Origin of the sequence: Gordonia sp. CPCC 205333 (assembly GCF_048537885.1) — a bacterium.
In the GTDB taxonomy this organism is placed as follows: domain Bacteria; phylum Actinomycetota; class Actinomycetes; order Mycobacteriales; family Mycobacteriaceae; genus Gordonia.
Map to the genome: position 1 here is coordinate 555,530 of NZ_JBCLVI010000005.1, position 23,897 is coordinate 579,426.

General features: G+C 63.9%; 27 protein-coding genes. 8 read left to right on the top strand and 19 right to left on the bottom strand.

The window, feature by feature from the left end; translation table 11 throughout:
• A complete protein-coding gene (locus AAFP29_RS20500) occupies positions 1-381 on the top strand; it encodes a rhodanese-like domain-containing protein (RefSeq protein WP_419219252.1) in 381 nt (126 codons plus the stop codon).
• 192 nt (positions 382-573) lie between these two features.
• On the opposite strand, the gene AAFP29_RS20505 is transcribed toward AAFP29_RS20500, so the two are convergent.
• The 5 genes from AAFP29_RS20505 to typA form a co-directional block, all read right to left on the bottom strand.
• Positions 574-3,132, bottom strand: a complete 2,559-nt coding sequence (locus AAFP29_RS20505) for a bifunctional FO biosynthesis protein CofGH (protein WP_419219422.1) — start codon at positions 3,130-3,132, stop codon at positions 574-576.
• A 142-nt stretch (positions 3,133-3,274) separates the two neighbouring features.
• A complete protein-coding gene (locus AAFP29_RS20510) occupies positions 3,275-3,691 on the bottom strand; it encodes a facilitated glucose transporter (protein ID WP_419219253.1) in 417 nt (138 codons plus the stop codon).
• The gene (gene mshB / locus AAFP29_RS20515; protein WP_419219254.1) at positions 3,688-4,563 is read right to left on the bottom strand and encodes an N-acetyl-1-D-myo-inositol-2-amino-2-deoxy-alpha-D-glucopyranoside deacetylase; all 876 of its coding nucleotides are present in this window, start codon (positions 4,561-4,563) and stop codon (positions 3,688-3,690) included. Before mshB ends, AAFP29_RS20510 begins: the two co-directional genes overlap by 4 nt.
• On the bottom strand, positions 4,560-6,437 hold the full coding sequence (locus tag AAFP29_RS20520) for an ABC transporter family substrate-binding protein (protein WP_419219255.1): 1,878 nt from the start codon (positions 6,435-6,437) through the stop codon (positions 4,560-4,562). The genes mshB and AAFP29_RS20520 overlap by 4 nt, the downstream gene beginning before the upstream one ends.
• Before the next feature lie 121 nt (positions 6,438-6,558).
• Positions 6,559-8,472 carry a translational GTPase TypA gene (gene typA / locus AAFP29_RS20525; protein ID WP_419219256.1) on the bottom strand — a complete coding sequence of 638 codons (1,914 nt, stop codon included), beginning with the start codon at positions 8,470-8,472 and terminating at the stop codon, positions 6,559-6,561.
• Between the two features lie 96 nt (positions 8,473-8,568).
• Here typA and AAFP29_RS20530 point away from each other — a divergent pair, with 96 nt between their 5' ends.
• Positions 8,569-8,745: a hypothetical protein gene (locus AAFP29_RS20530; RefSeq protein ID WP_419219258.1), complete on the top strand. Its 177-nt coding sequence runs from the start codon at positions 8,569-8,571 to the stop codon at positions 8,743-8,745.
• Here AAFP29_RS20530 and AAFP29_RS20535 read toward each other — a convergent pair.
• Genes AAFP29_RS20535 through AAFP29_RS20550 form a run of 4 tightly spaced genes read right to left on the bottom strand, consistent with a single transcriptional unit; the run spans position 8,742 to position 12,858 of the window.
• Entirely contained in the window at positions 8,742-9,149 is a 408-nt protein-coding gene (locus AAFP29_RS20535; RefSeq protein ID WP_419219259.1) for a (deoxy)nucleoside triphosphate pyrophosphohydrolase, read from the bottom strand. The genes AAFP29_RS20530 and AAFP29_RS20535 overlap by 4 nt on opposite strands.
• Before the next feature lie 2 nt (positions 9,150-9,151).
• A complete protein-coding gene (locus AAFP29_RS20540; RefSeq protein WP_419219260.1) occupies positions 9,152-10,189 on the bottom strand; it encodes an ABC transporter ATP-binding protein in 1,038 nt (345 codons plus the stop codon).
• Entirely contained in the window at positions 10,190-11,848 is a 1,659-nt protein-coding gene (locus AAFP29_RS20545) for an ABC transporter permease (RefSeq protein WP_419219261.1), read from the bottom strand. It lies immediately after the preceding gene.
• On the bottom strand, positions 11,812-12,858 hold the full coding sequence (locus tag AAFP29_RS20550) for a thiamine ABC transporter substrate-binding protein (protein WP_419219262.1): 1,047 nt from the start codon (positions 12,856-12,858) through the stop codon (positions 11,812-11,814). Before AAFP29_RS20550 ends, AAFP29_RS20545 begins: the two co-directional genes overlap by 37 nt.
• Positions 12,859-13,151: 293 nt before the next feature.
• Here AAFP29_RS20550 and AAFP29_RS20555 point away from each other — a divergent pair, with 293 nt between their 5' ends.
• Entirely contained in the window at positions 13,152-14,009 is an 858-nt protein-coding gene (locus AAFP29_RS20555; RefSeq protein ID WP_419219263.1) for a hypothetical protein, read from the top strand.
• Between the two features lie 305 nt (positions 14,010-14,314).
• Positions 14,315-15,118 carry a hypothetical protein gene (locus AAFP29_RS20560; RefSeq protein WP_419219264.1) on the top strand — a complete coding sequence of 268 codons (804 nt, stop codon included), beginning with the start codon at positions 14,315-14,317 and terminating at the stop codon, positions 15,116-15,118.
• 8 nt (positions 15,119-15,126) lie between these two features.
• On the opposite strand, the gene AAFP29_RS20565 is transcribed toward AAFP29_RS20560, so the two are convergent.
• The 3 genes from AAFP29_RS20565 to AAFP29_RS20575 all read right to left on the bottom strand — a co-directional run bounded on the left by AAFP29_RS20565 (position 15,127) and on the right by AAFP29_RS20575 (position 17,938).
• The gene (locus AAFP29_RS20565; protein ID WP_419219265.1) at positions 15,127-15,834 is read right to left on the bottom strand and encodes a lysoplasmalogenase; all 708 of its coding nucleotides are present in this window, start codon (positions 15,832-15,834) and stop codon (positions 15,127-15,129) included.
• A 51-nt stretch (positions 15,835-15,885) separates the two neighbouring features.
• Positions 15,886-17,340 (bottom strand): sugar porter family MFS transporter, encoded by a 1,455-nt coding sequence (locus tag AAFP29_RS20570; protein ID WP_419219267.1) that lies wholly within the window; start codon positions 17,338-17,340, stop codon positions 15,886-15,888.
• Positions 17,341-17,437: 97 nt separating this feature from the next.
• Positions 17,438-17,938: a hypothetical protein gene (locus tag AAFP29_RS20575; protein ID WP_419219268.1), complete on the bottom strand. Its 501-nt coding sequence runs from the start codon at positions 17,936-17,938 to the stop codon at positions 17,438-17,440.
• Positions 17,939-17,970: 32 nt separating this feature from the next.
• Between AAFP29_RS20575 and AAFP29_RS20580 the strand changes: the two genes are divergently transcribed.
• Positions 17,971-18,549 carry an HhH-GPD-type base excision DNA repair protein gene (locus tag AAFP29_RS20580; RefSeq protein WP_419219269.1) on the top strand — a complete coding sequence of 193 codons (579 nt, stop codon included), beginning with the start codon at positions 17,971-17,973 and terminating at the stop codon, positions 18,547-18,549.
• Between the two features lie 32 nt (positions 18,550-18,581).
• Entirely contained in the window at positions 18,582-19,490 is a 909-nt protein-coding gene (locus AAFP29_RS20585; RefSeq protein ID WP_419219270.1) for a hypothetical protein, read from the top strand.
• 98 nt (positions 19,491-19,588) lie between these two features.
• On the opposite strand, the gene AAFP29_RS20590 is transcribed toward AAFP29_RS20585, so the two are convergent.
• Genes AAFP29_RS20590 through AAFP29_RS20620 form a run of 7 tightly spaced genes read right to left on the bottom strand, consistent with a single transcriptional unit; the run spans position 19,589 to position 22,436 of the window.
• Positions 19,589-19,786 carry a CsbD family protein gene (locus tag AAFP29_RS20590; RefSeq protein WP_419219271.1) on the bottom strand — a complete coding sequence of 66 codons (198 nt, stop codon included), beginning with the start codon at positions 19,784-19,786 and terminating at the stop codon, positions 19,589-19,591.
• Positions 19,787-19,844: 58 nt separating this feature from the next.
• Positions 19,845-20,423, bottom strand: coding sequence for a hypothetical protein (locus AAFP29_RS20595; protein WP_419219272.1), 579 nt, complete (start codon positions 20,421-20,423; stop codon positions 19,845-19,847).
• Positions 20,420-21,004, bottom strand: a complete 585-nt coding sequence (locus AAFP29_RS20600; RefSeq protein ID WP_419219273.1) for a hypothetical protein — start codon at positions 21,002-21,004, stop codon at positions 20,420-20,422. The genes AAFP29_RS20595 and AAFP29_RS20600 overlap by 4 nt, the downstream gene beginning before the upstream one ends.
• Entirely contained in the window at positions 21,001-21,468 is a 468-nt protein-coding gene (locus AAFP29_RS20605; protein ID WP_419219274.1) for an Asp23/Gls24 family envelope stress response protein, read from the bottom strand. Before AAFP29_RS20605 ends, AAFP29_RS20600 begins: the two co-directional genes overlap by 4 nt.
• On the bottom strand, positions 21,461-21,643 hold the full coding sequence (locus AAFP29_RS20610) for a DUF2273 domain-containing protein (protein ID WP_419219275.1): 183 nt from the start codon (positions 21,641-21,643) through the stop codon (positions 21,461-21,463). The genes AAFP29_RS20605 and AAFP29_RS20610 overlap by 8 nt, the downstream gene beginning before the upstream one ends.
• Entirely contained in the window at positions 21,643-21,990 is a 348-nt protein-coding gene (locus tag AAFP29_RS20615; protein WP_419219276.1) for a hypothetical protein, read from the bottom strand. The genes AAFP29_RS20610 and AAFP29_RS20615 overlap by 1 nt, the downstream gene beginning before the upstream one ends.
• The gene (locus AAFP29_RS20620; protein WP_419219277.1) at positions 21,990-22,436 is read right to left on the bottom strand and encodes an Asp23/Gls24 family envelope stress response protein; all 447 of its coding nucleotides are present in this window, start codon (positions 22,434-22,436) and stop codon (positions 21,990-21,992) included. The genes AAFP29_RS20615 and AAFP29_RS20620 overlap by 1 nt, the downstream gene beginning before the upstream one ends.
• 76 nt (positions 22,437-22,512) lie before the next feature.
• Here AAFP29_RS20620 and AAFP29_RS20625 point away from each other — a divergent pair, with 76 nt between their 5' ends.
• Together AAFP29_RS20625 and AAFP29_RS20630 are read left to right on the top strand one after the other, a co-directional pair.
• The gene (locus AAFP29_RS20625; RefSeq protein WP_419219278.1) at positions 22,513-23,181 is read left to right on the top strand and encodes an RNA polymerase sigma factor; all 669 of its coding nucleotides are present in this window, start codon (positions 22,513-22,515) and stop codon (positions 23,179-23,181) included.
• Positions 23,178-23,642 carry a hypothetical protein gene (locus AAFP29_RS20630; RefSeq protein ID WP_419219279.1) on the top strand — a complete coding sequence of 155 codons (465 nt, stop codon included), beginning with the start codon at positions 23,178-23,180 and terminating at the stop codon, positions 23,640-23,642. The genes AAFP29_RS20625 and AAFP29_RS20630 overlap by 4 nt, the downstream gene beginning before the upstream one ends.
• Positions 23,643-23,897: the final 255 nt, after the last annotated feature.

A 23,897-nucleotide genomic window follows, 5' to 3' on the forward strand; every position in this document is an offset into this window, starting at 1 on the left:
ATGCCAACCATCGACGACATCCTGGCCCGTGCTCGGCGCCGACTGCGGCGCGTCAACGCGTCCGATGTCACCGCCGAACTCTCAGCGGGCGCGGTTCTCGTTGATATTCGACCTCAGGCACAACGCGACGCCGAAGGCGACTATCCCGGCGCGCTGGTCATCGAGCGCAATGTATTGGAATGGCGTACCGACCCGGCCAGCGACGCACGTATCGCCGAAGCCGTCGACCACGACGTGCGCTGGATCATCTTGTGCCAGCAGGGATACACGTCCAGCCTGGCTGCGGCATCGTTGCAAGAGTTGGGATTACGTCGTGCGACCGATGTGGTTGGCGGCTATGAGGCACTGATCGCGGTGCAGAGTCCAGTCCCCGCGTACTGAGCCACTGACCGATCCGCCGCTGATCGAGTGCCCGGCGAGGCGCCAGCCAAGCGGTTACGCCGCTAACCGAGTGGCTACGTCACCAGCCAAGCGGTGACGCCGCTGGTCGAGTGCCCGGCGAGGCGCCAGCCGAGCCGGGTGTATCGAGACCCACCCAAGAACCTCTCGCACAGGACCACTCAACCAGCGAGCCTAGGTCGCGATCGGCAATTCGGTCCGGCTCGGAATCCGACCGTAGGTAGTGGTGCGTTCACGCGCGGGACGGCCGATGCCTTCGGCCATCTCGCGCAGTTCGGCGATAGTCTTCTCCGAACCGTGCATCGAACCCGCCATCCGGGAGATGGTCTCCTCCATCAACGTGCCACCCAGATCGTTGGCGCCGCCGTTGAGCATCACCTGCGTTCCTTCGATGCCCAGTTTTACCCAACTCGTCTGGATGTTGTGGATGCGACCGTGCAGCATCACCCGTGCCAGCGCGTGCGCCGCACGGTTGTCGCGATGTGTCGGCCCCGGCCGCGATGCCCCCGCGAGATACAGCGGAGAGGACTGATGCACAAAGGGCAGCAGGACGAATTCGGTGAAACCTCCTGTGCGGTCCTGGATTCCGCGCAAGGTGTTCAAATGCCCGACCCAATGTCGCGGGGTGTCGACGTGGCCGTACATCATCGTCGAACTCGACGGCAGCCCAACCTCGTGGGCGGTCGAGATGACTTCGATCCACATCGCGGTCGGCAGTTTGCCCTTGGTCAGCACCCAGCGCACCTCATCGTCGAGGATTTCCGCGGCGGTGCCGGGAATGGTGTCCAGGCCAGCCTCTTTGAGCGCGGTGAGCCAATCGCGGATGGACTCCCCACCGCGTGATGCTCCGTTGACGATTTCCATCGGGCTGAACGCGTGAACGTGCATCGACGGCACTCGCGCTTTCACCGCGCGTACCAAGTCGGCATACCCGCTGACCGGCAGTTCCGGATCGATTCCGCCCTGCATGCAGACCTCGGTAGCGCCCGCGACATGGGCTTCCCACGCGCGGTCGGCGACCTCCGAGGTCGACAGGGTGAACGCGTCCGCGTCGCCTTTACGTTGGGCGAAGGCACAGAATCGGCAGCCGGTGTAGCAAATGTTGGTGAAGTTGATATTACGGTTCACCACATAGGTGACATCGTCGCCGACGACGTCTCGGCGCAACGAATTCGCCAGCGCCACAAAGGCTTCCAGACCGTCGCCCTCGGCAGTCGCCAGTGCCAGGTAGTCGTCGTCGGACAGACCGGCCGGGTCCGCCTCGGCCCGGCGCAGCGCGCTCAACACATCTGAGTCGACTCGAGCTGGCGCGGAGTGCGACGCGATCTCCAATACCTGTTCGCGGACCGTCTCCCAGTCACCGAACGCGCTCGACAGGTCACTGCGCGTATCGGTGTTACGACCTTCGGTATCGATCGCGGTGTTCAGGTCGACGCGGCCTGCTGACTGCCAGTCCTCGTCAGGTTCTTGCCATGGCAATCCGACAGGCGTGACGTCGGCGGCCAACCCGGAGTCCGGGTCGGCGAGTGCACGCACATGTGTGCTGACGCGGGGGTCAATCCACGGTGATCCAGCCTGGATATACTGCGGCTGAGCCGTCAATCGCTCAGTGAGCACATAGCCACCCGAAGCCGTAATCTCTTTCAGCACATCGAGATTCGGCCACGGACGCTCAGGGTTGACGTGGTCGGGCGTCAACGGCGACACCCCGCCCCAATCGTCGATCCCCGCCTCGATCAGCATCCGGCATTCCTCTGCCGACACCAGATTAGGCGGCGCCTGAATACGCATCGACGGCCCCAGCAGCAGCCGCGCCACCGCGATCGCGGCACGATATTCGTCCAGACCGGCGTCGGGCTCGGCCCTCATCGCGGTATCCGGCTTGGCCCGGAAGTTCTGCACGATCACTTCCTGGATATGCCCGAAAGCCTTGTGCGTCTTGCGGATCTCCATCAACGAGTCGGCGCGCTCGTCGAGAGTCTCGCCGATTCCGACGAGGATTCCGGTAGTGAACGGCACCGACAAGCGGCCCGCGTCCACGAGAACCCGCTTACGAATCTCGGGATCTTTGTCGGGACTGCCGTAATGCGGTTGCCCCTTCTCAGTGAACAGGCGGGTCGAGGTGGTCTCCAGCATCATGCCCATCGACGGCGCGACCGGTTTGAGCCTTGAGATCTCCTCCCAGCTCATCACTCCGGGGTTCAGATGCGGCAGTAAGCCGGTCTCTTCCAACACTCGGATCGACGCGGCACGCACATACTGCAAAGTCGAATCATAACCACGTTCGTCAAGCCACCGGGCGGCTTCTGGCCAACGCTCCTCAGGGCGGTCACCGAGGGTGAATAACGCTTCCTTACAACCCAATTCGGCGCCGCGCCGAGCGATGTCGAGCACCTCGTCGATCTCCAGGAACGCTCCCTTGCCCTCCCGCGCGAGTTTGCCGGGAACAGTGACGAAGGTGCAGTAGTGACAACGATCGCGGCACAGATGGGTCAGTGGAATGAAGACCTTCCGCGAGTAGGTGATCTGACGATCACGCCCGACGGCGGCCAGACCCGCATCGCGAACCCTGGCCGCGCTCGACGACAGGTCGTCGAGGTCCGCACCCGTAGCGGCCAGCAGAACCGCCGCTTCGTCGACATTGATGGTGGCTCCGTCACGAGCGCGACGCAACGCCCGGCGCATCGCGGCCGGTGTCGGCCGCGCCTGGGTCGGCGAAGTCACTTCCCCCATTTTTGCTACCCCCGTGTCGGTTGCGTTGGGTGGTACCTGTTCGTGCGCTGGCATCGAAGGCTCGGGCAGCGGTGTACTACTCACCATTCCGATAGTAACCTCGCGACCTACGTCAGAAATTCCGGTGCCGGGGTCCGAGATTTCAGTTGGCGTTGAGCAAACCACGCCAGCCGAGGAACGCCGGCCCCACCACACCGCCGACAAGCAGCGCCATCGCGCGCCAATTGGTGATCAGCAAAACGTCACCGCCGGGGCCGGTGACGCCGCTGACCAGCAGTACCACCACCCACGCCAGCAGTGGCCCCCAGCGCAGCGGCGAATCGGTGAACCGGGACGCCAACCACACCAGCATGCTATTGCCGACGACAGCGATCGCGATTCCGATCGGCACCGCGGTATCCCCGACGCGGAGATAGGTCAACGACACCGACAAGACTCCGACGATGAAACCGTCGGCGATGAGGAAGACGAGCAACGCAGCGTCGGTGAATCTCGACAATCCTGCCGGAGAAAATCCCGTCCGTGACAATCCCGTCCGCGACGATCCCGGTGTGATCATGACAGTCCGGCGAATAAGTCGTTCTCAACGGTTTTCGACACGTCATCGGCGCCGTACCAACCGGTACGGATGAAGTGTTCGCGACGGCCGATCGGTTGCAGGATGTTGTTGGACAACGCGTATTCGGTCCCCGACGGCGCCACTGTCACCTGCGTGGCATGGGCCCGCAGCGCGGCCACCTTACGGCGGTAGACGGCTTCGACATCGATTTCCGCGGTAATGCGATCGTCGGGATAACTCGGCAACTCTCCCGCCGTCGGCATCCGCCAGCCGTCGGGTATCGCCCCGACTGCGCCCAGCCCTTCGAGCAGGGCCGAGGACTGGGTCACCGACTCATAGACTTTCAGTTGTGCGTCAAGGGTTTTCACTGCCACCGGAATGGCTGCGGCCGAGACGGCGTGCACAGTCTGGTGATCGGGGTGACCGTAGGTTCCGGCCGGGTCGTAGGTGACGACAACTTGTGGCGCGAATTCCACCAGTTCGCCGACCAGGGCCGCTACGACGTCGTCGAAGTCCGCTCCGGCCAACGCTCGCGGATGTGCGGCCGATGGCGCACCGGCCATCCCCGAGTCACGCCAGTGTCCGGCACCGCCAAGAAACCGCGGTGCCAGTGGCTCGCGACCCTCGGGGGTGAGTTCGGACAGTGCCGCGGCGAGTTCACCGATTCGCAAACCGCCCAGTTGATCGGCACCGCCGGCGGCAACCAACTGCGCCCACTGATCGCCGATGACTTCACCCTCCTCACCGAGCGTGAAGGTGAGGACTCGAACGTCAACGCCCTCGGCCAGATACCGCGCGATCGTCCCACCGGTCATCAGCGATTCGTCGTCGGGATGGGCGTGTAACAACAGCAGTCGTCGACTCAACGTCACTTGACCAGCCCCCACCGGACCGAGTCACCGAAGATGCCGACTTGCACCGGTCCGGTCAGCGGCACACCGAATACCGACGGTGTGACGCCGGCCAGCATCGAGTCCTGATAGAAGGGCAGATAGACGGCCTTTTGGGCGAGCAGCCCTTCGGCTTGTGACAATAGCGGTCCCGGCTCAACCGAACTGAGGGCGCGGCGCGCAAGGTCGATCAACGCGCTGTCGCATAGGCCGGAAACATTGGACGCGAAATTCGAGGCGCCGTCCTCCGACGACTGCCCGGGCGCGATGCTGGTCGGCGTCGGCGGAGTGGACAGCGACGGCGCGGTGCGGGCCTTAGGCTGATCACAGTCGACCTGCGAGGCGAGAGAGGTCGCCGGCGGAACGCCAAGTCCGGTCCAGCCAACTACCAATTCGACGCGCGAATTGGTCAGTGCCACACCGTAAAGCTCGCTATTGGGTAGCGCCACGACCTTCGCGCGCACGCCACCGCGTCGGAGCTGGTCAACGATACTCGCGGCGGCCGACGTCGACTTGGGATCGCTGGCCACCGCCCCGACGCGCACGACGAGCGGTGTGCCATCGGTCGACAACCACGGCGCGACACCTGCCGGAACGTCGGCGACGTCGGCCAGTTCCTCGTCACTCGGCTCGGACGGATCAGAGGTCGATGGCGTCGTGGTACTCGGCGTGGACGACGTACGTGAACTCGATGACGGCGATGTTGACGGCGGCGCACTCGATGATGGCGATGCCGTCGGAGATGGCGCACCCGACGTCGGGTCCGGCGATGCCGGTGCCGCCGTACCCGGTTCGCCACGCTGATACCCGGCGGTTGCCATCAACTGGGCAACCGTGGCCGATGTCGGACGTGATCGTTGCGCCGGGAAGTAATTCGGATCCGATGGCGCGTACACGGTATTGGCGTACGGGGTCACGATGTCATCGCCCGCGCTCGCGAACGTGACCAGGCCGCCGTCGATCATGCCGAGCAATGCGGCCCGCAGGGATTCCGATCTCATCGCCGGTGACCGGGTGTTCACGTTGAGAGTCAGCGCACGCGAGGTCAAGTTGCGCTGTGCGGTCATACCGGGCACGGTGGCCAATTCGGAGGTCACCCCCGGTGCGGTACTGAGTGCGGTGATCGCCGAGTCGCCCGACCGTACCGACTCGACCATCTGCGGCGCGGTACCCGCCCGCCGCAGCACGATTTGGTCGAGCAGCGGCGGCGTCACCCAGTAGCGATCGTTGCGCGCCAGACGCACCTCGTCGCGAGTCTGGTCGATACCGACGAGGGCGAACGGTCCGCCCGACACCGGTTTTCCGGAGTCCATACCGGTCTGGAATCCGGCTGGTGCACCTTTGAGCACGTGACTGGGCAGCAGGAAACGGAACAACTCACGCCAGGCCGGATACGGCCGGGCGAAAGTGACCGCGACAGTCTTGCCGCCCCCGCTGGTCGCCACGTCGTCGATGAGTCGATAGCCGGCCGGGGCAACGGCGTTGGGTTGCCGCGACATCTGCTGCCAGAGGTAGGCGAAGTCGTCGCCGGTGATGGGCAGGCCGTCGGACCACTGGGCGTCGTTGTGAATGCGGTAGGTGACCGTGAACGGCTTCTGATTGGTCACTTCGGCTGAGGTCAGCAACGCCGCCGACCGCCGCCACACCACGCCGCCGGCACCAAGGCTCGGGTCGAACGCGCTCGGCAAGGTCATCGCAGCGATCGCGGTGGTGATCGGCGACTGATCGGCACCGATATGCGGGTTGAATCCCGCTCCGATCGAATTGGTCGCGATGAAGACCGTTTTCTCCGTCGGGTACTCGGCCTGCGGTGGTGCGGCCGCGGTGGGTTGCACCGCGGCCGGCGGAGAAGCCATGCAGGCACTCGTTACCACGGCGCAAAGGGCCACAATGAGTGCTGCCGACCAGCGCTTGCCGAGTACGCCGAACCTGGCGCGCGGGCTGACTGCTGCCCTCACGTCCGAACCCCCGCCTCTATTAACCTGCGCTCTGATCGCGGGACTTGGCCCGGGACCGTTCACGTGCTCGCGTCGATGCATCGAGATGCACCTTACGCACCCGCACGACCGACGGGGTCACCTCGACGCATTCGTCCGCGGCGCAGAACTCCATCGCACCTTCGAGATCGAGTTGCATCGGCTTGGCAAGGGTCTCCATCACGTCGGCCGACGACTGACGCATATTGGTCAGCTTCTTCTCACGGGTCACATTGATGTCGAGGTCTTCCTGGCGGGGGTTGATACCAACCACGTGGCCCTCGTAACTGTCATCGCCCGGATTCACGAAGAAGGTGCCCCGGTCGGCGAGCTGGATCATCGCGAACGGTGTCACGGTGCCCTGGCGATCGCTGACTAGCGAACCGGTGTGCCGGGCGCGGATTTCGCCGGCCCACGGCGCGTAACCGTCGAATACGGCGTTGGCGATGCCGGTGCCGCGGGTCTCGGTGAGGAAATCGGTGCGGAAACCGATCAGGCCACGCGAGGGCACGACGAATTCCATCCGGACCCAACCGTGACCGTGGTTGTTCATCTGGTCCATCCGGCCCTTGCGGGCGGCGAGCAGCTGAGTCACCGCGCCGAGGTGTTCCTCGGGTACGTCGATGGTCAAGTGTTCGAACGGCTCGTGAGTCTTGCCGTCGACCTGACGAGTAACTACCTGAGGTTTGCCAACGGTCAACTCGAAACCCTCGCGACGCATCTGCTCGACGAGGATGGCCAGCGCCAATTCACCACGGCCCTGCACCTCCCAAGCGTCGGGGCGACCGATGTCGAGCACGCGCAGCGAGACGTTGCCGATGAGTTCGGTATCGAGTCGGGTCTTGACCATCCGGGCAGTCAGTTTATTGCCCTTTTCGCGGCCGGCCAGCGGCGACGAGTTGGTGCCGATGGTCACCGAGATGGCTGGCTCGTCGACGGTGATTCGCGGCAGCGCCTGCGGATTCTCGACGTCGGCGAGGGTGTCACCGATCATGATCTCGGGCATGCCCGCCACCGCGACGATGTCGCCCGCGACGGCAGATTCGGCCGGCTGACGCTCGACGCCGACGGTTGCGAGCAATTCGGTGATCTTGGCTTTCTCGACGACGGGCTCACCGTCGACCTCGCGCAACCATGCCACTTGCTGGCCCTTGCGCAGCGTGCCGTTGTGGATGCGGACGAGCGCGAGACGGCCGAGGAAGGCTGACGCGTCGAGGTTGGTGACATGTGCCTGCAGCGGAGCTTCGACCTCCCCCTTGGGGGCGGGCACGTACTCCAGGAGCACGTCGAAGAATGCGTCGAGGTTTTCGCCCTCGGGCACGGTGCCATTTTCCGGCTTGACGGTGCTGGCGACGCCGGCGCGGCCCGAGGCGTAGAGGACCGGCAAGTCCAAGGCCAGCTCAGCGGCAGCGGCGGCTTCGGCGTCGTCGAGGTCGGAGGCGAGGTCGAGGAGCAGGTCCTGACTCTCGGTGACCACCTCATCGATGCGAGCGTCGGGGCGGTCAGTCTTGTTCACCACCAGAATCACCGGCAACGACGCCGACAGCGCCTTACGCATCACAAAGCGGGTCTGCGGTAGCGGCCCCTCCGACGCGTCGACGAGCAGCACGACACCGTCGACCATGGACAGGCCACGTTCGACCTCACCACCGAAGTCGGCGTGGCCGGGGGTGTCGATAACGTTGATGACGACTTCGGTACCGTCAGGTTGTGTGCGGTGGACCGCGGTGTTCTTGGCGAGAATGGTGATTCCCTTCTCGCGTTCGAGGTCACCGGAGTCCATGACTCGGTCGACCAGTTCCGCGCGCTCAGCGAACGCGCCTGACTGGCGCAGCATGGCATCGACCAAAGTGGTCTTGCCGTGGTCGACGTGCGCGACAATCGCGACGTTGCGGAAGTTAGGAGCTACGCTCACTGGCTCTCTTTCGTATGGCGGTCAACCCTCACAGGGTATCCGCCCACCCGTTGAGACGCCCATCACAGCCCACTTAGGCTGTGCTAATTTGCCTAGGTGAGCAAGATGTCGCCGGCGAAGATCCGCAGCGTGAAGCCGAAGAAGAAATGCTGCCGCTCGTCTAAGCGATGCACCAAATGCCCCGTGGTGTTGCATCGACTGCGCAAGGAGCATGCCGAGGACATGTCAGCTAAACAGTTCGCGAAAGCGCTCAAGAAGGCGCGGGCGGCTTAGCGGGATCCCTCGCCCAACAACCCCACCAGATCGTCGACCCACACCGCATCAGCGGGGACTACTTCGTTCGCGCGAACCATCTCGCGCAGGTCGGTCGCGGTCACCCATTTGACGGCGGTATGCTCGACGGCCACCGGCTCGCCGTCAAGCAGCCACGCATGTCGCGCGACGAGAATGAGGTTGTCGCGCAACGTAACCGGCCCTCCGATACCGCGCCCGACAGTGATCTGAACCCGCAACTCCTCGGCTATCTCGCGTTCCAGCGCAGAACTGACCGACTCTCCTTCTTCGACCTTTCCACCGGGCAATTCCCACAATCCGGCGACGTCGGCGGGATAGCTACGCTGCGCCAGCAGCAGTTGACCAGCGCGGACGATCGCGGCGGCGACCACCGTTGTCGCCACCGTCACCGCGCCCCGATGATCGCCACGCGATCTCCGATCAATCTCAACCCGACGTCGTCGCCGACGGCGACGTCGGCCAGGTCGTGATCAGCGTCGGCGTCGACTTCCAGCCCGGCGGCCGATACTCGCAACCGCACTCCTGCGGGTAGCGGTGTAACCCGGGTGACGATGCCGGTCACGGCGGAATTCGATGGGGCACACGCGGTCGTGGCGTCCGGCCGCAGGCCGATACTCAGCGATTCGACGGAATTCGGCAGACGGTGGTCAACGATGAATTCGCCGAGGGCGGTGGACACTGCCGCGCCGTTGGCGGTCGCCGGCACTATCGCGGTGGCACCCAGGAAAATCGCGGTCTGTTCGTCGACCGGATAACGCCAGAGGTCCTGCGGCGTGGCGGTCTGCGCGACGACACCGCCGGAGATAACCGAAATCTGGTCACCGAGAACAGCGGCTTCGGTGTGGTCGTGGGTAACCATAATCGTCGGAGTGCCGGTGGCGCGGATGATGTCGGAGATCTCGCCGACGAGTTGTTCACGCAAGAGTCGATCCAACGCGGCGAGCGGTTCGTCGAGTAGTAATAGCCTCGGCCGGGGAGCGAGTGCCCGCGCGAGGGCGATCCGCTGCGCCTGGCCGCCGGACAGTTCGTCGACCGAAACCTTCTGGTAGCCAGACAGTTTCACCAAGTCGAGCAGTTCGGCAACCCGCTCGTGCGCGTCGGCGCGGGAGTAGCCACGCATTCGGAGGCCGTAAGCGACGTTTGACTCGACGCTGCGGCCGGTGAACAACTGCCCGTCCTGAAAGACCACACCGAAGTCGCGGCGGTGCGGCGGGGTGTGCGCGAGGTCTACGCCGTCGAATGAAATCGCACCGGACACAACGGGTTCGAGACCCGCGATAGCTCGCAGCAACGTCGATTTGCCGCATCCCGACGGACCGAGCGCGACGGTGACCAACCGGTCAACGTCGCCGGCCGCCCAGTCCAAGCCGTCGATGACCTTGTCATTGCCATATGCGACAACAAGTTTCGAGATCTCCAGCATCTATTGCCTCAGTTTCGCGGGTCGACGTCGACCCAGCAGTTCGATGACGAGAACCGCAAGCGTCGTCGCCACCACCAACAACACCGAACAGGCCATCGCGGTCGCCACTTGGTCCGCACCGGGCTTATTCAACGCCGATCCGATCAGGACTGGCAGGGTCGTGGTGTTCGGCAATGCGAGGAACCCTGTCGCCCCGAACTCGCCGAGCGCCATCACGAACGCGAAACCAGCTGCGGCGCCAATAGATCGACCTACCATCGGCAACTCTATCGTCGCCAGCACACGAGCCGGTGATGCACCAAGCGTCGACGCGGCCTGGCGGGACCGCAGCGGAACGGCGTCGAGCGCGGGTGCCACGATTCGGATGACGACCGGGATCGCGATCAGCGACTGGACCGCCGGGATGATCAGCGGCGACGTCCGGATATCACGTGGCAGGGCGGCAAGGACGATCAAGTAGCCGAAGCCCAGAGTGACCGCGCTAATTCCCAGCGGCAGCGTCGCCACGAAGTTGCCGACTCCACCGGCGATTCGGCCACCGCGTGAGATCACCAACGCTCCAAGTGTTCCGATGAGCAGCGCCGCCACCGCCGCAACGGCTGCGCTGAACACGCTGTACCCCAACGTCTCCAGCGGCGTCACTCCATTGACCGGAGTAACAAGGGCGCGATAGCCGTCGAGAGTCCACGGGCCACCGGCCTGTGGCCGGACTGACCACAGCGCTAGCACTGCCAGCGGCGCGACGAGCCACAATGCCGTCCATCCGCAGACAGCGACCACGACCATCCACACCGCGCCGACCGGACGACGGCGTCGGCCCGCGCGCTGAGCAGCCATCGCGCCGTCCGCCGCACCGGATCCGCTTGCGCCGCAGACTCTTACCAGTCCAAGAGCGGCCAGCACCACGACGATCTGCAACATGGACAGGATCACCGCGTCAGAGATCTGGAAGTAGCCGATCGCCCGGGTGTAAATTTCGGTTTCCAGCGTCTGCAACTCACCGTTTCCCAACACGATGATGACCCCGAAACTGGTGGAACAGAACAGAAATACCAGAGCTGCGGATCCGGCGAAGGCCGGCAGCAACCTCGGCAGCGTCACCGTGCGAAATGCCCGCCATCGCGTGGCCCCCAGTGTGCGAGCGGCCTCCTCGGCCCGACCGTCGATGCCCTGCCAGGCGGCCGCGACGACCCGCACGACCACCGCGACATTCAGAAAGATATGCGCCGCCAGGATCGGCCACAGCCCCGACGACACGCCCAAAAACTCCAATGGGCCGTCAAAAACCGTCCGGAAGGCCACGCCGACGACAACCGTTGGCAGCACGAAGGGCACCGTGACAACCACCATGAGTAGCCGCGATCCTGCGAAATCCACCCGGGCGACCAGCCAAATGATCGGGGCCGCAACGATAACCGTCAGTAGGGTCGATGCCGCGGCCTGGCCGAGGGTGAAGCCAAGCAGACTCCACGCATGAGTGCGGGTCAGTGATTCGCTGATCGGAACTCCGGCGGCATCGTTTCGTGCCCGGTTGATCAGCGCTGCGATCGGCCAGAGAAAAAAGATGCCCAAGAAGAGCGTCGGGACAACCGCGAGAGCACTGAGCCGTAGGCGCAACGGATCTACCGACCCATCACGGTGCGCCACTGCGTCAGCCACTGCTCCCGGTTGTCAGAGATATAGGCAGGTGGCATGTTGACTGTCCACTCCGGGATCGGCGCGCGGGCCTGCCAGCCGTCGGGCAGCGGCGTGTCCTTGCGCACCGGGTAGACGTACATCGACGATGGAAGCGCCTTCTGCACAGTCGGACTCAGCAGGAAGTCGACGGCCTTGCGAGCCCCCTCCTCATTCGCCGCGCCCTTGAGGACTCCGACGTATTCCACCTGCCGGAAGCAACTCTTCAACAGCGCCGAGGTCCCCGGTGTGGCGGCCGGCGACGACGCATAGGACACCACGATTGGCTTATCCCCCTTGCCAGTCCCGGCGCTGAAGAGTTGGTTGTAGGCGGTCTCCCACCCCGATACGACGGTGACCCCGTTGTTCTTGAGCGTGCGCCAGTAGTCCTGCCAGGTGCGCGGATAGACGCCAATCGTGGTGAGCAGGAAGGAGATTCCGGGTGACGACGTCCCCGGATCCAATACCACCGCTTGACCGGCATATTCGGGTTTGGTCAGATCCGCCAGCGATGTCGGCGGTTGCTGGCCCTTGCTGTCGTACCACTTGTCGTCGACATTGAGGCAGACGTCGCCGCGATCGACCGCCGTCAGCAACCCCTTTGCGTCGGGCAGGGCGTACTCGTCGGCACCGTTCACCGCCTCGGGCGACGTATAGGGCGCGAGGGCACCGGCCCGTACCGGCCGGGAAGCGAAGGTGTTGTCGATGCCGAAGACCGCATCGCCCTTGGGTGACCCAGGGGTCAGCGATACCGACGATGCCAACTGTCCGGCATCGCCCGACGTGACGATCTTGAGGTCAAGTCCGGTTTCGGTCTTGAATTTCGCTAGGACGTCGTCGGGTAGCGCGAACGAATCATGGGTCAGCAGCACCACTTGGGATCCAGAGTCGTCTGAGCCGCAGGAGGCGAGCCCGAGCATGGACGCCGTCACCGCGACTATCGCGACCGTGGCGCGACCCAACCGTTTGCTGTCATTGCCAGCGCGTTTGACCATGTCCGCCTGTTCAGGTTCTGGTATGCGGCCTGCTCCGGCCGGCCGATCGGCGATCGGCGCCCCTAATGATAAGAGCCGGTAGCGGTTCACCGTCGAGTCACCTCGATCGGAACACCGCGAAGATGAATCCCAAGAATCACATGAGTAACAATTGCATCACCAGACACACAGGATATTGGTTCGGTCCGTTAGGCTCGCTCCCAGATGCGATGCCGCGCAGCGCGGCGTGCGCTCAGCACCTTAGACTGACTCGGGCCCCGGGGCCCGATTTCACCGACAACCGTAAGGACACCGTGACAGTGCGTCTCACACGAGTGCCGAACTCATCCCCGGCCGGCATTGGCCGACGGATAATCGCAGCCAGCGCCATTGCCGCCGCGGCTTCGTTGACCGTGGGAGGTATCGCGACAGCTGCGCCCGCTCCGGCCAAGCCGACAGTCAACGAGCACGCGCTCAGGTCACTCGGCGCTTTCGCGCCGGCGATCATCGGCTCGGCGGCCACCCCGGACGCGCACGGCAAGGTGAATGGCGACCTTCTCAAGCAGGCTCGCACGATGGCCGCCGCTCCTGGTGTGCCGACCGAAGTGAAAGCCATGTGGGACAAGGTGATCGCCTTCCTCGGCGAACCCGGCGAACGTCAGGTCACCCAGATGCTGCGATCCGAGGCGGCAAAGCCCGGCGACCCAACCATCCCCAAGGGACCGAGTAAGCCGCGTATCCAGGAATTTCTCTACCCGACACTCGGCTTCGGCTGCATGGCCGGAAACGGCTCCCCCAACGGCGGCAACTCGATGGGCCGCGCTCTGGTGAGTGCCGGGCCACAGAAGGCCCCGGCCCCCGGCCCCAAACGCGGCCAGGCCGGCTACGTCTACACCAGCCTCGGTACTGGGCCGGCGCTCAACAACACCGGTCGCCCACTGCAGGTCAGCTGGATCAACATCGATAATGGCCGCACCGGGCAGTTCTCGCTCAAGCGCAACGCCAAGATCAACGCCACCGATGGCCCCGGCACCTTCACCGGCATCGCCACCACCGGCCGTGGCCGTGTGCTGTCGACCATCTACGGCGACGTGACCACGCGCAGTACCACCAACAAGAAAAAGGTCTACACCTGCACGATCATCCCCACCGTCGGCCTGGCTGTTATCTAGCACCAAATCCCCTCGGGGCCATTGACACGAAATACGGCGCGACTCGCAGAATACGGCGCGAGTCGACGCCGTATTTTGCGTTCTGCGCCTTAGCAGGCTGAGCGCCATCCATCTCGGCGAACCCCGCGATCGACGTCAGCAGATTCGCTGCCCATAACGTCGGCATCGCGCCTATGTCACGGCTCGGACTCGCGGCTTGCATTCGTACTCACACGCATGTTGTTCTTTAACACAAGCACCATCAGTCACATCTGTCACAGCACCGTGTGCGTGACGGGTAACCCAGACTTCCCACAGGAGGCGTCATGTTCGGCACCAGTACCCGTCGTCTCAGCACCGGTCTCGTCAGCGTCGCTGCTGTCTCGGCTCTCACCTTGGGAGTGTCCGGCGTCGCCAACGCCGCACCGGCACCTGCACCGGCTCCCGCCGCCCCATCAGCGTTGCCCAATACCATCCCGCTCGGCGAGATTCCATTTGACGCCGAACTCGCCGCAGCCCTTCGGATGATCAAGCAAGCCGGAATCGACAAGATCGCCATCGAGGCCGCCAAAGCCGTCCTGGGCACCGTCGGTCAACTGTCGGTGAGTCAGGCCGTAGCCACCCCCACCGCGACGGTGACAGACCCCCTCGCCGTACTCAAGGCGCTCGGCATCACACCACTGTCGCCGTCGGTTGCTCCGCTGTGCGCTACCCCGACAGCCGACAACCCGTTCGGCCTGGTGACCGCTGGGGCCGGCGCGGTCAAAGGCCCGTGGCCGCTCAAAGTCGCGACGCCGGCACTGCCGCTGAACCTCCCAACCGCCAAGATCGACCCGAATATCGTCAAAGACGGCTCCACCGCGTATGCATTCGTTCCGGCCTCAACAGAGAGCGGAGCAAACGGCAAGATGCAGGTCGCGTGGTTCAACACCACGACCTTGCAGGGTGGCTTCGCCGACCTGGACTCCGTCGCAAAGAACAACCCACTACTGGCATTGGTCCCCGGTGCGGCAGGTCTGCGGCTCGCGCCGGTCGATACCGGTAAGGGCACCGTCCTATCCGCGGTCTACGGCACCGCGCAGGTCGGGAACCGCTCGTGCTACTTCCTACCCGCCGTCGGAATCGTGTAGCGGCACATCTACGCCCGCTTGACTAGTCCGTCGACCAGGAGGGCCTGAGCGGTGAAGTAGCTGCCCAGCACCCACCCTTCGACCACCTTGCGCGCCAAGCCGATTCGCGCATCGTCGGCGGCAAGAAGATGTCGCCGATTGATGATCGCCAGGTCGGAGGCCTGGAAAACTATGCCCCCGAGGGCTGCCCGACGAGTGCCCGACGTCGACGCGAACATCGACATTGACGCCAACGCCCAACCGTATGGCCCCAGCACCGGCAGTACCCCGGGGCGGAATTTGGCCAGGACTGCGGCCGGCTCACCCATCACCGCGAGGCGCGGAGCGAGCGCACGCACCGAGAATCGCGCGCCGCGTCGATACAACGCTGCCGAGTAAAGTCCTTGGGCCACACCGAAAGTGGCAGCACCAAACCGTAGATTCTGGTCTTTGTCGGCATCGTCGGCCGCAAATTCTTCTTGATACATCCACACGTCGCCGATCGCCGAGGCGGCTAACGCGCCGCCGACCAGAGCGCGGTCAAACTTACTAAGCTCATCACTTCCGACGACTCGAATACCTAGCAGAACCAACGGAATCGGCTTGGTCGCACCGGCCGCACCGCGCAGACCAAGGGCGCCAGTCACCGTGGCCGCTGCCGAAGCCGCGCCATATGCGCTCCACCAGAAGCGATGTCGGAGCTTACGGTCTTCGGAAAGTCGGGAGAATATCGTCACAGATCTCATTGTGCCGCATGCTCTCATCGATCGGGCGAGCCCGTGCGAGGGTCAGTGTTTGGTCTTAACCTCGGACAATCGCTCGGCCGCAACACCGTCCATTTCCTCGAGTTCTAGCCCCTTGGTCTCCCGGACATAGCGGGTGACATATAAGTACGACGCCGCCGCGCAGAACGCGAAGAACCCGTAAATCCATGCCAGCCCAACGACTTTCGTCATCTGCGGGAAGAGCATCGAGATAGTGAAGTTGGCGATCCAGTTCACCGCTGTACACACACCGAGTGCGACGCCGCGGATGCGGTTGGGGAACATCTCCCCCAGCATCACCCACATAATCGGACCCCACGTCGCCGCGAATGCCACGACGAACAGATTCGCGCCGATTAAGGCAACGACGCCCCAACCGTCCGGCAGCGTGACATCGTCACCCGAACCTTGCTGCTGGGTAAAGGCGATACACGCCATCAGCAGTCCGACGAACATGCCGACTGAGCCGAGCAGCAATAGCTTTCGACGCCCGACACGATCCACGAACAGAATGGCGACGAAGGTCATCGCCACATTGATCACCGCGGTGATCACCGACGTGGTGAAGGACTGACTCTCGGTGAATCCGACCGACTGCCACAGCGTCGTCGAATAGTAGAAGATCGCGTTGATTCCGACGAACTGCTGGAAGACCGCGAGCCAGATACCAACCCACACCAGCGGATGCAATCCGAATGTCGGTCCGGTGATATCGCGGATCGATGACGCCGATTCCCGCTTCACCGTGAGCTTGATTTCCTTCACACGGTTGAGCGGATCGGTCTCGCCAGTGACCTCCTGCAGAATCCGGGCGGCTTCCTCGTCGCGATTTCGGCCGACGAGATACCGCGGCGACTCCGGAATCAGCAGCGCGAGAACGCCATACACGACTGCCGGGATCACCCCGACCAGGAACATCCAGCGCCAGGCTTCCAACCCCCACCACAGGTCATTCGATGCGCCATCGGCCGCGTCGCGCAACAGTGCATCGGAAAGCAAGGCGGCGAAGATACCCAGGGTGATGGCCAATTGCTGCATCGACGCCAATGCGCCGCGGAACCGTGCCGGGGCGATCTCAGAAATATAGGCTGGGGCGATTACCGAGGCGATACCGATACCCAGACCACCGAGTACGCGCCACAGCAGCAGATCGCCGATTGTTTGGGTATAGGCGGTGCCGATCGCCGAAATGACGAAGAGAACCGATCCGATGAGCATGACTCTTTTGCGACCCCAGATATCGGCCAGCCGGCCGGCGAAGGCCGCGCCGGCGGCACAGCCGAGCAGAGCTATCGCCACCGCGAAACCGGTGAAGAGATCACCGAGCCCGAAATTGTCCTGGATCGAATTAACCGCACCGTTCACGACTGACGAGTCGAATCCGAAGAGGAAACCACCGACCGCCGCCGCGACGGTGACGCCGATGACCTTACCTACATGCTGTTCGGACACCTCGGCCTGATGAGCCTCTGACATCATTGTCCCTTCGCCGCACTGAGTTCGCCGCAAGTATGGTCACACTACGCTGAATTCCATAGCGGTATGCGGGATTTGGCGGTTGGCGCGGCGCGAGTGATCACACCGCCGAGGCGGTACCCCGGCAGGTCGAAAACTGCGGATTGACCATCGGCACGAACGCCATCGCGCCGATCTTCTGGCCGATGGTGAAGGCCACCCGGCCCTTGCCGGAATGGATGTTCACCTCCCAGGTATTCGCCCGCGCCCGCGTCGGCACCACGATCCGACCACTGCGACCCGTCGTCAGATTGCGCCAGGTGACCGTCGTTTCCGAGGTGTACTCGAGGAACCCCGCAGTGCCGCCCTGCAACCGAGGGTTGGTGGCGATCAGAGTGATCACCGGACCCGGCAGTCCATCAGATGGGTAGGCCACCTGATTGAACACATCAACGTGGGTGCGTAACGGCGGACCCGGCCACGGATCGGGAACATCGCATCGGAGAGTTCTGACGAGATTCGGCTCGACGCTGCGCGGCACCGCTGACGCGGCGCCCACACCGCTGGCTCCCATACCGAGAGCTATCAACCCAGCTGTCATTACCTTCAACCGCAAGCGCATGGGGCAATGGTAATGGCTACTACACTGATCGAATGGCGAAGTTGCAGATAGCTCAAGAACCCTCGGCCGACGAATTGCTGTCGAGCGACCCCTTCGCACTATTGACCGGGATGCTTCTAGACCAACAGTTCCCGATGGAACGCGCCTTTGCCGGACCGGTCAAGATTCGCGATCGGTTCGGGACGATGGAGCCGGCGGCCATCGCCGCGACTGATCCCGAGGCATTCGCGGACCTCTGCTCCACTCCGCCTGCGATCCACCGCTATGGCCGGTCGATGGCTGGGCGAGTTCAGCAACTCGCGCAGGCCATTGTCGACGACTATGACGGAGATACCGCGAGTCTGTGGACCGGTGCGAAGTCGGGCGACGATCTATTCGCGCGACTGCGTGCTCTGCCCGGCTTCGGCGATCAGAAAGCGAAGATCTTCGTCGCGCTGCTCGCCAAGCAACTCGACGTCAAACCCGCGGGCTGGACGAAAGTCGCCGGCGACTACAGCAAGAAGGGCTTCCGATCGGTCGCCGACGTCGTCGACGGCGATTCACTACAGCAGGTTCGGGACTTCAAGAAGGCCGCCAAGGCGCGGGCCAAGGCAGAATCGGCCGGCGGCTGACACCACTAGCGTGGTGCCTTAAGGTTCTAGCCATGGATAACCCGAAGGTAGACGCCCGGACCCTCGTCGGGCTCCCTTTCCGCCTGGGATTCGCCGTCACCGGCGTCGCCCTGACTGCCGTCGAATCAGCTGTGTCGATCGCGCGCGTCACCGCCGAAGGCGTGCAACACGAGCTCAACGACCTGCTGGGTGTCGAGGAAGACAACCTGGCCGCGGCCCGTACCCCACTGGCGCTACTCTCCCAGCTTTCTGAATTGCTCGGACCCGATCGCCCCTTCGGCCGAGTACTCGCCTCAAACGGCCCGGTGGACCGGCTGCTGACACCGAATGGCGTCGTCGATCGCCTGACCGCCGACGACGGGATCCTGGAAAAGCTCACCGAACCTGGCGGCCTCCTCGATCAGATGACCGAGGACGGCGGCATCCTGGTGCGACTGACCGCCAAGGGTGGCCCACTCGACCGGCTGACGCGTACCGGCGGCGTAGTAGATCAGTTCACCGAGAGCGAGGGCATTCTCGAGCGCCTGACTTCGGAGAACGGCATCGTCGACAAACTGACCGCGCCCGACGGTGTACTGGAGAAAATCGCCGAACCTGGCGGCATCATCGACCGGATGGCCGACGATGGCGGCTTGCTCGATCAGTTGGTCGGCGAAAACGGCGCGGTTGAACGTGCGATCGCGCCGGGCGGGCCGCTCGACCGCGTCACCGAGTTGACCGAGACCATCAGCCTGCTCGCGCCCAGCCTGATCGCCATGCAGGACACGGTGAAAGACCTGCGCGAAACGGTCGACCTGCTCACCGCTTCGGTCGCGCCGCTGGGCAACCTCGCCGATCGACTACCCAAACGTTTGACTCGCGGCAGCAACAGCGGCGGCCGCACCCTCAACGCCGGGGGGTCGGGCGCTGCTGGTTCAGCCGAATATTCGACCTACGAGTAATCGAGTAATTCGACGACAGCGGCAAGCGAGCGGCGGATGTTCCCGTTTCCGGGGACATCCGCCGCTCGCTATTCATCTCAGCAGGGCTGGTGACGAAATCAGTTGCCGGTCAGCTTGTCCTTGACCTTGTTCGCCGCGTCCTTGACGCTCTCCACGCCGTCCTTGACCGCGGACGAGATCTGATCGCCTTTGCCCTCGCCCTTCAGCTGGTCATCGCCGGTGACGTTGCCGGCAGCCTCTTTGGCCTTGCCGCCGAGATCTTCGGCCTTATTCGAGATTTTGTCATCGAGTCCCATGAACACATCCCTTTCTTGTGATGGCCGGATTTCCGGCCCTTATCTCCGTATCCGCCAATTACGCTGCGACAGCAGGCTTTTGCGGATCCGGATGTTCTAATTGGAGCAGTACCTGGGTTTGCACCGGGGCACCGTCCAAAGCATTTGTTATCGCGTCCGTCGCATCCGAACAGACCTTCGCCAACTCGCCGAACGATCGCGTGGAATACGCGTGAACGGTAAGCCGAATAACCAACCGACCGCGATCATTGATCGCTCGGCCCTTAGCCGCGAGGATGATCGGCTTGCTGGCCAGATCGTTGGCGGCAGCGCTGGCGATGAGTCCTGGTTCGACGGTCAAATCACCCGTCGCGGAGCTGGCGGGCAGAACCAATCGCTGCGCCTTCATCGGCCGGACCACCGTCACCAGGAGTATCAGTGCGACGATGACCGCGACTGCCACGATACCGAAAAGTACCGCGGTCCACCACGATCCATCGGTGAACCGCACCACCGCACCGGTGTCGGTCCGTTCGATCCAGCCTTTGACCGGCGATAGGTCCAGTCGCCAGGCGAGCACTCCCCCGCCGACAACGATCGCGCAGGCGGCAAGCACGAACACCACAAGGCGATGCACGGCCGCGGGTAGTCGATTCACGCGATTTCCTCCTGTTCGTCATCGTTGGGTGGGGTCGGCAGCGCCCGACGAGTCACTTTGATCGAAACCCGCTGGCGCGCACCGATTTCGGCTAACTCGGCCGCAACCGCCTCCTGAACCGCAACGGTATCCACCGGCCCGCGCGCACCGAGTGTCACTGTCACCTTCCGGCGACCGACAACCGTCGATGCACTGGCCGAACCTGACTTCTGGGCGGCGACGCTACTGCAACGTCGGGCGATGTCGGATCGGCGAGTCCACAGCCCCCGACCTCCGGAGATTGCCGAGTATTCCTTACGGCGCGGGCGGATTGAAAGCCATAACAGGCCGAGGCCGACGATGATCAGTCCGATCGCGGCCGGCCACATCCATGATTGCCAGGTGAGCCGATCAACCCATCCAGTCGCGGCACCCAACCATTCGGTTCCGGCAACCCAGCCGGCGCGAATGATCAAGTCGTGTACGGCGACGCCCGCCAATGCGAGGAACCCTAACCCGGTGAGGGCACCGACCAGGATGGCCGCCGGGTTCGCCGCCGGCGCACGCTCATCGACGGTCTGCGTCGAATTCGTGGAACTCATGAGCTGGCCGCCTTCTTCAGATCAACCGATTCGCTGGCCGACGGCAGGTCGATGAAACCAGACCTGCGACGACGCTGCGGCTTGCCCCGCGTACCCGACGTCGCACCAGCACTATCAGTGTCGGCCGAAACAAGTTGTGCCACATCCACATCCACTCGTACCGGCCGCTCGCCGGTGAAGCGGAAGAGATCTTCGACAACTTGATCGCTGACCGTGCGACACACTTCGTTGACACGTGCGGGCCATCGAACAGCGATCGACAACGAGATCGCCGACCCATCGTCGTGCGCAACCGCCCTGGGCAAACTGCGATACAACGCGGCGCTGTTGGATGCCTGATCATCGAATGCCGCGGTGATTCCGGTCGATTGCGCAAGAACGTCGTCGACCGAAAGTGCCGCTCGCTCGGCCAGCTTCTCGTACACCCGCCGTCGGACTACCAGGCTTCCCTGTTCGTCAGCCACGGTTCCGGCTCCGCAACAGCGCTCCAAGGTCGATGACCCCGTCGCGACTGAGGCCGATCACCAAGCCGATGCCCCCGAGTAGGAGAGCCAGGACGAAACCACCGAAACCTCCTGCCGCGGTTGCGATCGCGATCAGTAGGCCGGCGAACAATCCCAATGCTGCGTTGTTCATCATCAGTGCTCCGTTCCGTCGCGTCCGGTGGCGACGATGTCTTCGACTGTCACAGTGATCGGCACTCCGGCAATCTCCTGCGCCACGGCCCGAACATTCTCGGCGGTGGCCAGCAGGTCCAGACTGCGGGCGAGGTCGTCTTCGGCTGGCCAGGCGACCACGATATGCACCTCGCCCTTCTCATCATCGAGCGAAACGCCGGTTACCCGGCGGCCGGGCAGGTAGGTGGCGACCTCCCCGAACCGTCCGCCGTCGAGGCCGGCCACACCGAGAACCGACAGCACCGCATGTGCGATACGTTCGGCGCGGTCGGCCGAGCCGGTATCGGTATCGGTTTCGGTGGCGTTCACTACCGAACTCGCGGGGCTTCGTCGGCGGCATCATCGTCATCGCCGAAGTTGATGTCGTGAACGGTGACGTTGACCTCGGTGACCTGCAAACCGGTCATCTGCTCGATAGCCGAGATCACGTTGCGGCGGATCGCAGCGGCGAGTTGATGCAGTGCGACGCCGTAGTCGGCGACGATGGCGACCTCAACGATCGCCTCCAGTTCGCCGACTTCGACGCTGATGCCCTGGGCTGTGCTCGTGGCGGTGCCAGGCAATACCTCGCGAACCTTGCCGACTACTCGTTCCGCACTGCCGCCGAGGTCATGGACTCCGTCGATCTCACGCGTCGCGATTCCAGCGATCTTGGCAACGACAACGTCGGCGATCGAGGTACGTCCGCGGTCACCGACGAGTGACGAATCAGTGCGCGTCTTGTCGTCGGAGGTAATTTCAGCGGTCTGCGACATGGTGCTCTCCTTGGTCTCGGGCGGCGGCTTCGATGCCGCCTGCACTCCGTATCGAGGTGCTATAAGGTCAGTCGCAGTGGAGCACGAAACAGCACGACCAAATTCGGGTGATCCCGCTCACACCGGCGGATTCACCTTCGCGGACCTGTCCGACGACGAGTTGGCCGGCGCGGCGGCGGTGGGCGATCGGGCCGCTTTCGCAGCACTGGTCACGCGGCTGACGCCCGTCTTGTTGCGCTACCTGCGCCGGATGGTTTCCGACCAGCATGTGGCCGAGGATCTTGCCCAGGAGACTTTGCTCCACACATGGAAAGGATTGCCGGACTTCGCGTTTCGCAGTTCGTTCCGCACCTGGATGTTCTCCATCGGCCACCGCAAGGCGGTCGACTACTACCGACGTCGCCGCGACGTACCGACCGAAACCGACGACTTCGCCGCGATGCCATCACCGGCTCCGGAACCGGCGGAATCGGTCGAACATTCCTCGCTGCGCGAGGCGCTGACCTTTGAGTTGTCCCAACTGAGTCCAGCGGCCCGGGCCTGTTGGTGGCTACGCGAGGTCGAGGGACTTTCCCTGGACGAAATAGCGAGCGTTCTGCGCGTCACGCCGGGTTCTGTCCGAGGGCATTTGCAGCGCAGCCGAAAACAGCTCGCCGAACGACTGGACGTGTGGCGACCGGGATATGTGCCACAATCCCATCAGACCGACCCGCAAAATCAGACATCGGGAGGTGAACCACGATGAGTAATCTTGATATCGAAGACGCCGACGCCACCGACGGCTGGCTGATCGCCGCGGCGCGTGAACTCGACCCGCCGATCGGCGAGGTCGAGCGGCTCATCTCGTCGATCACCACCACGGTTACCAATGTGATCCGACCCGCGCAGACACTGGCAACCGACGCCGAGGGAGTGCTGATCTCTGATCGAGTGGTCAAAGCTCTACTCGCGACCAGGATTCGGTCGAAGATTGGCCGTCTGGTGGTCTACGCGCAGGTTCTCGTCGGCTCCGACGATGACGTGACCGGAGTTCGCGTCGGCCTGGTGGCCCGCTATCGCGACGATCTACCCGAACTCTCCGAACAGGTCCGCGACGCCGTCGAAGATGTGTTGGCCTCGGCGCTGGGTGAGTACCGCTCGGCCGCCGCCCGGATGAATATCCACGTGCGCTGGCAAGACGTTTACAGCCGCGACTGGCTCAACTGACGTCAGCGCCGATACGTGCGCGCTGAGGCGAGCCGAGGGAACATGCCCCTCGCACGACGCCAGGCGACAGAGTTCAGCCCGGATGAAACCCGCGCGCTGAGGCGAGCCGAGGGAACATGCCCCTCGCACGACGCCAGGCGACAGAGTTCAGCCCGGATGAAACCCGCGCGCTGAGGCGAGCCGAGGGAACATGCCCCTCGCACGACGCCAGGCGACAGAGTTCAGCCCGGATGAAACCCGCGCGCTGAGGCGAGC

Coding starts and splice junctions, on each gene's coding strand:
- AAFP29_RS20540 (WP_419219260.1), bottom strand. CDS start 10,189: ATGCTGGAGATCTCGAAACTTGTTGTCGCATATGGCAATGACAAGGTC.
- AAFP29_RS20520 (WP_419219255.1), bottom strand. CDS start 6,437: ATGGCTTCTCCGCCGGCCGCGGTGCAACCCACCGCGGCCGCACCACCG.
- AAFP29_RS20580 (WP_419219269.1), top strand. CDS start 17,971: ATGGCGAAGTTGCAGATAGCTCAAGAACCCTCGGCCGACGAATTGCTG.
- AAFP29_RS20550 (WP_419219262.1), bottom strand. CDS start 12,858: ATGGTCAAACGCGCTGGCAATGACAGCAAACGGTTGGGTCGCGCCACG.
- AAFP29_RS20630 (WP_419219279.1), top strand. CDS start 23,178: ATGAGTAATCTTGATATCGAAGACGCCGACGCCACCGACGGCTGGCTG.
- AAFP29_RS20590 (WP_419219271.1), bottom strand. CDS start 19,786: ATGGGACTCGATGACAAAATCTCGAATAAGGCCGAAGATCTCGGCGGC.
- AAFP29_RS20600 (WP_419219273.1), bottom strand. CDS start 21,004: ATGAGTTCCACGAATTCGACGCAGACCGTCGATGAGCGTGCGCCGGCG.
- AAFP29_RS20585 (WP_419219270.1), top strand. CDS start 18,582: ATGGATAACCCGAAGGTAGACGCCCGGACCCTCGTCGGGCTCCCTTTC.
- AAFP29_RS20510 (WP_419219253.1), bottom strand. CDS start 3,691: ATGATCACACCGGGATCGTCGCGGACGGGATTGTCACGGACGGGATTT.
- AAFP29_RS20620 (WP_419219277.1), bottom strand. CDS start 22,436: ATGTCGCAGACCGCTGAAATTACCTCCGACGACAAGACGCGCACTGAT.
- AAFP29_RS20570 (WP_419219267.1), bottom strand. CDS start 17,340: ATGATGTCAGAGGCTCATCAGGCCGAGGTGTCCGAACAGCATGTAGGT.
- AAFP29_RS20575 (WP_419219268.1), bottom strand. CDS start 17,938: ATGCGCTTGCGGTTGAAGGTAATGACAGCTGGGTTGATAGCTCTCGGT.
- AAFP29_RS20500 (WP_419219252.1), top strand. CDS start 1: ATGCCAACCATCGACGACATCCTGGCCCGTGCTCGGCGCCGACTGCGG.
- AAFP29_RS20505 (WP_419219422.1), bottom strand. CDS start 3,132: ATGGGGGAAGTGACTTCGCCGACCCAGGCGCGGCCGACACCGGCCGCG.
- AAFP29_RS20560 (WP_419219264.1), top strand. CDS start 14,315: ATGTTCGGCACCAGTACCCGTCGTCTCAGCACCGGTCTCGTCAGCGTC.
- AAFP29_RS20610 (WP_419219275.1), bottom strand. CDS start 21,643: ATGATGAACAACGCAGCATTGGGATTGTTCGCCGGCCTACTGATCGCG.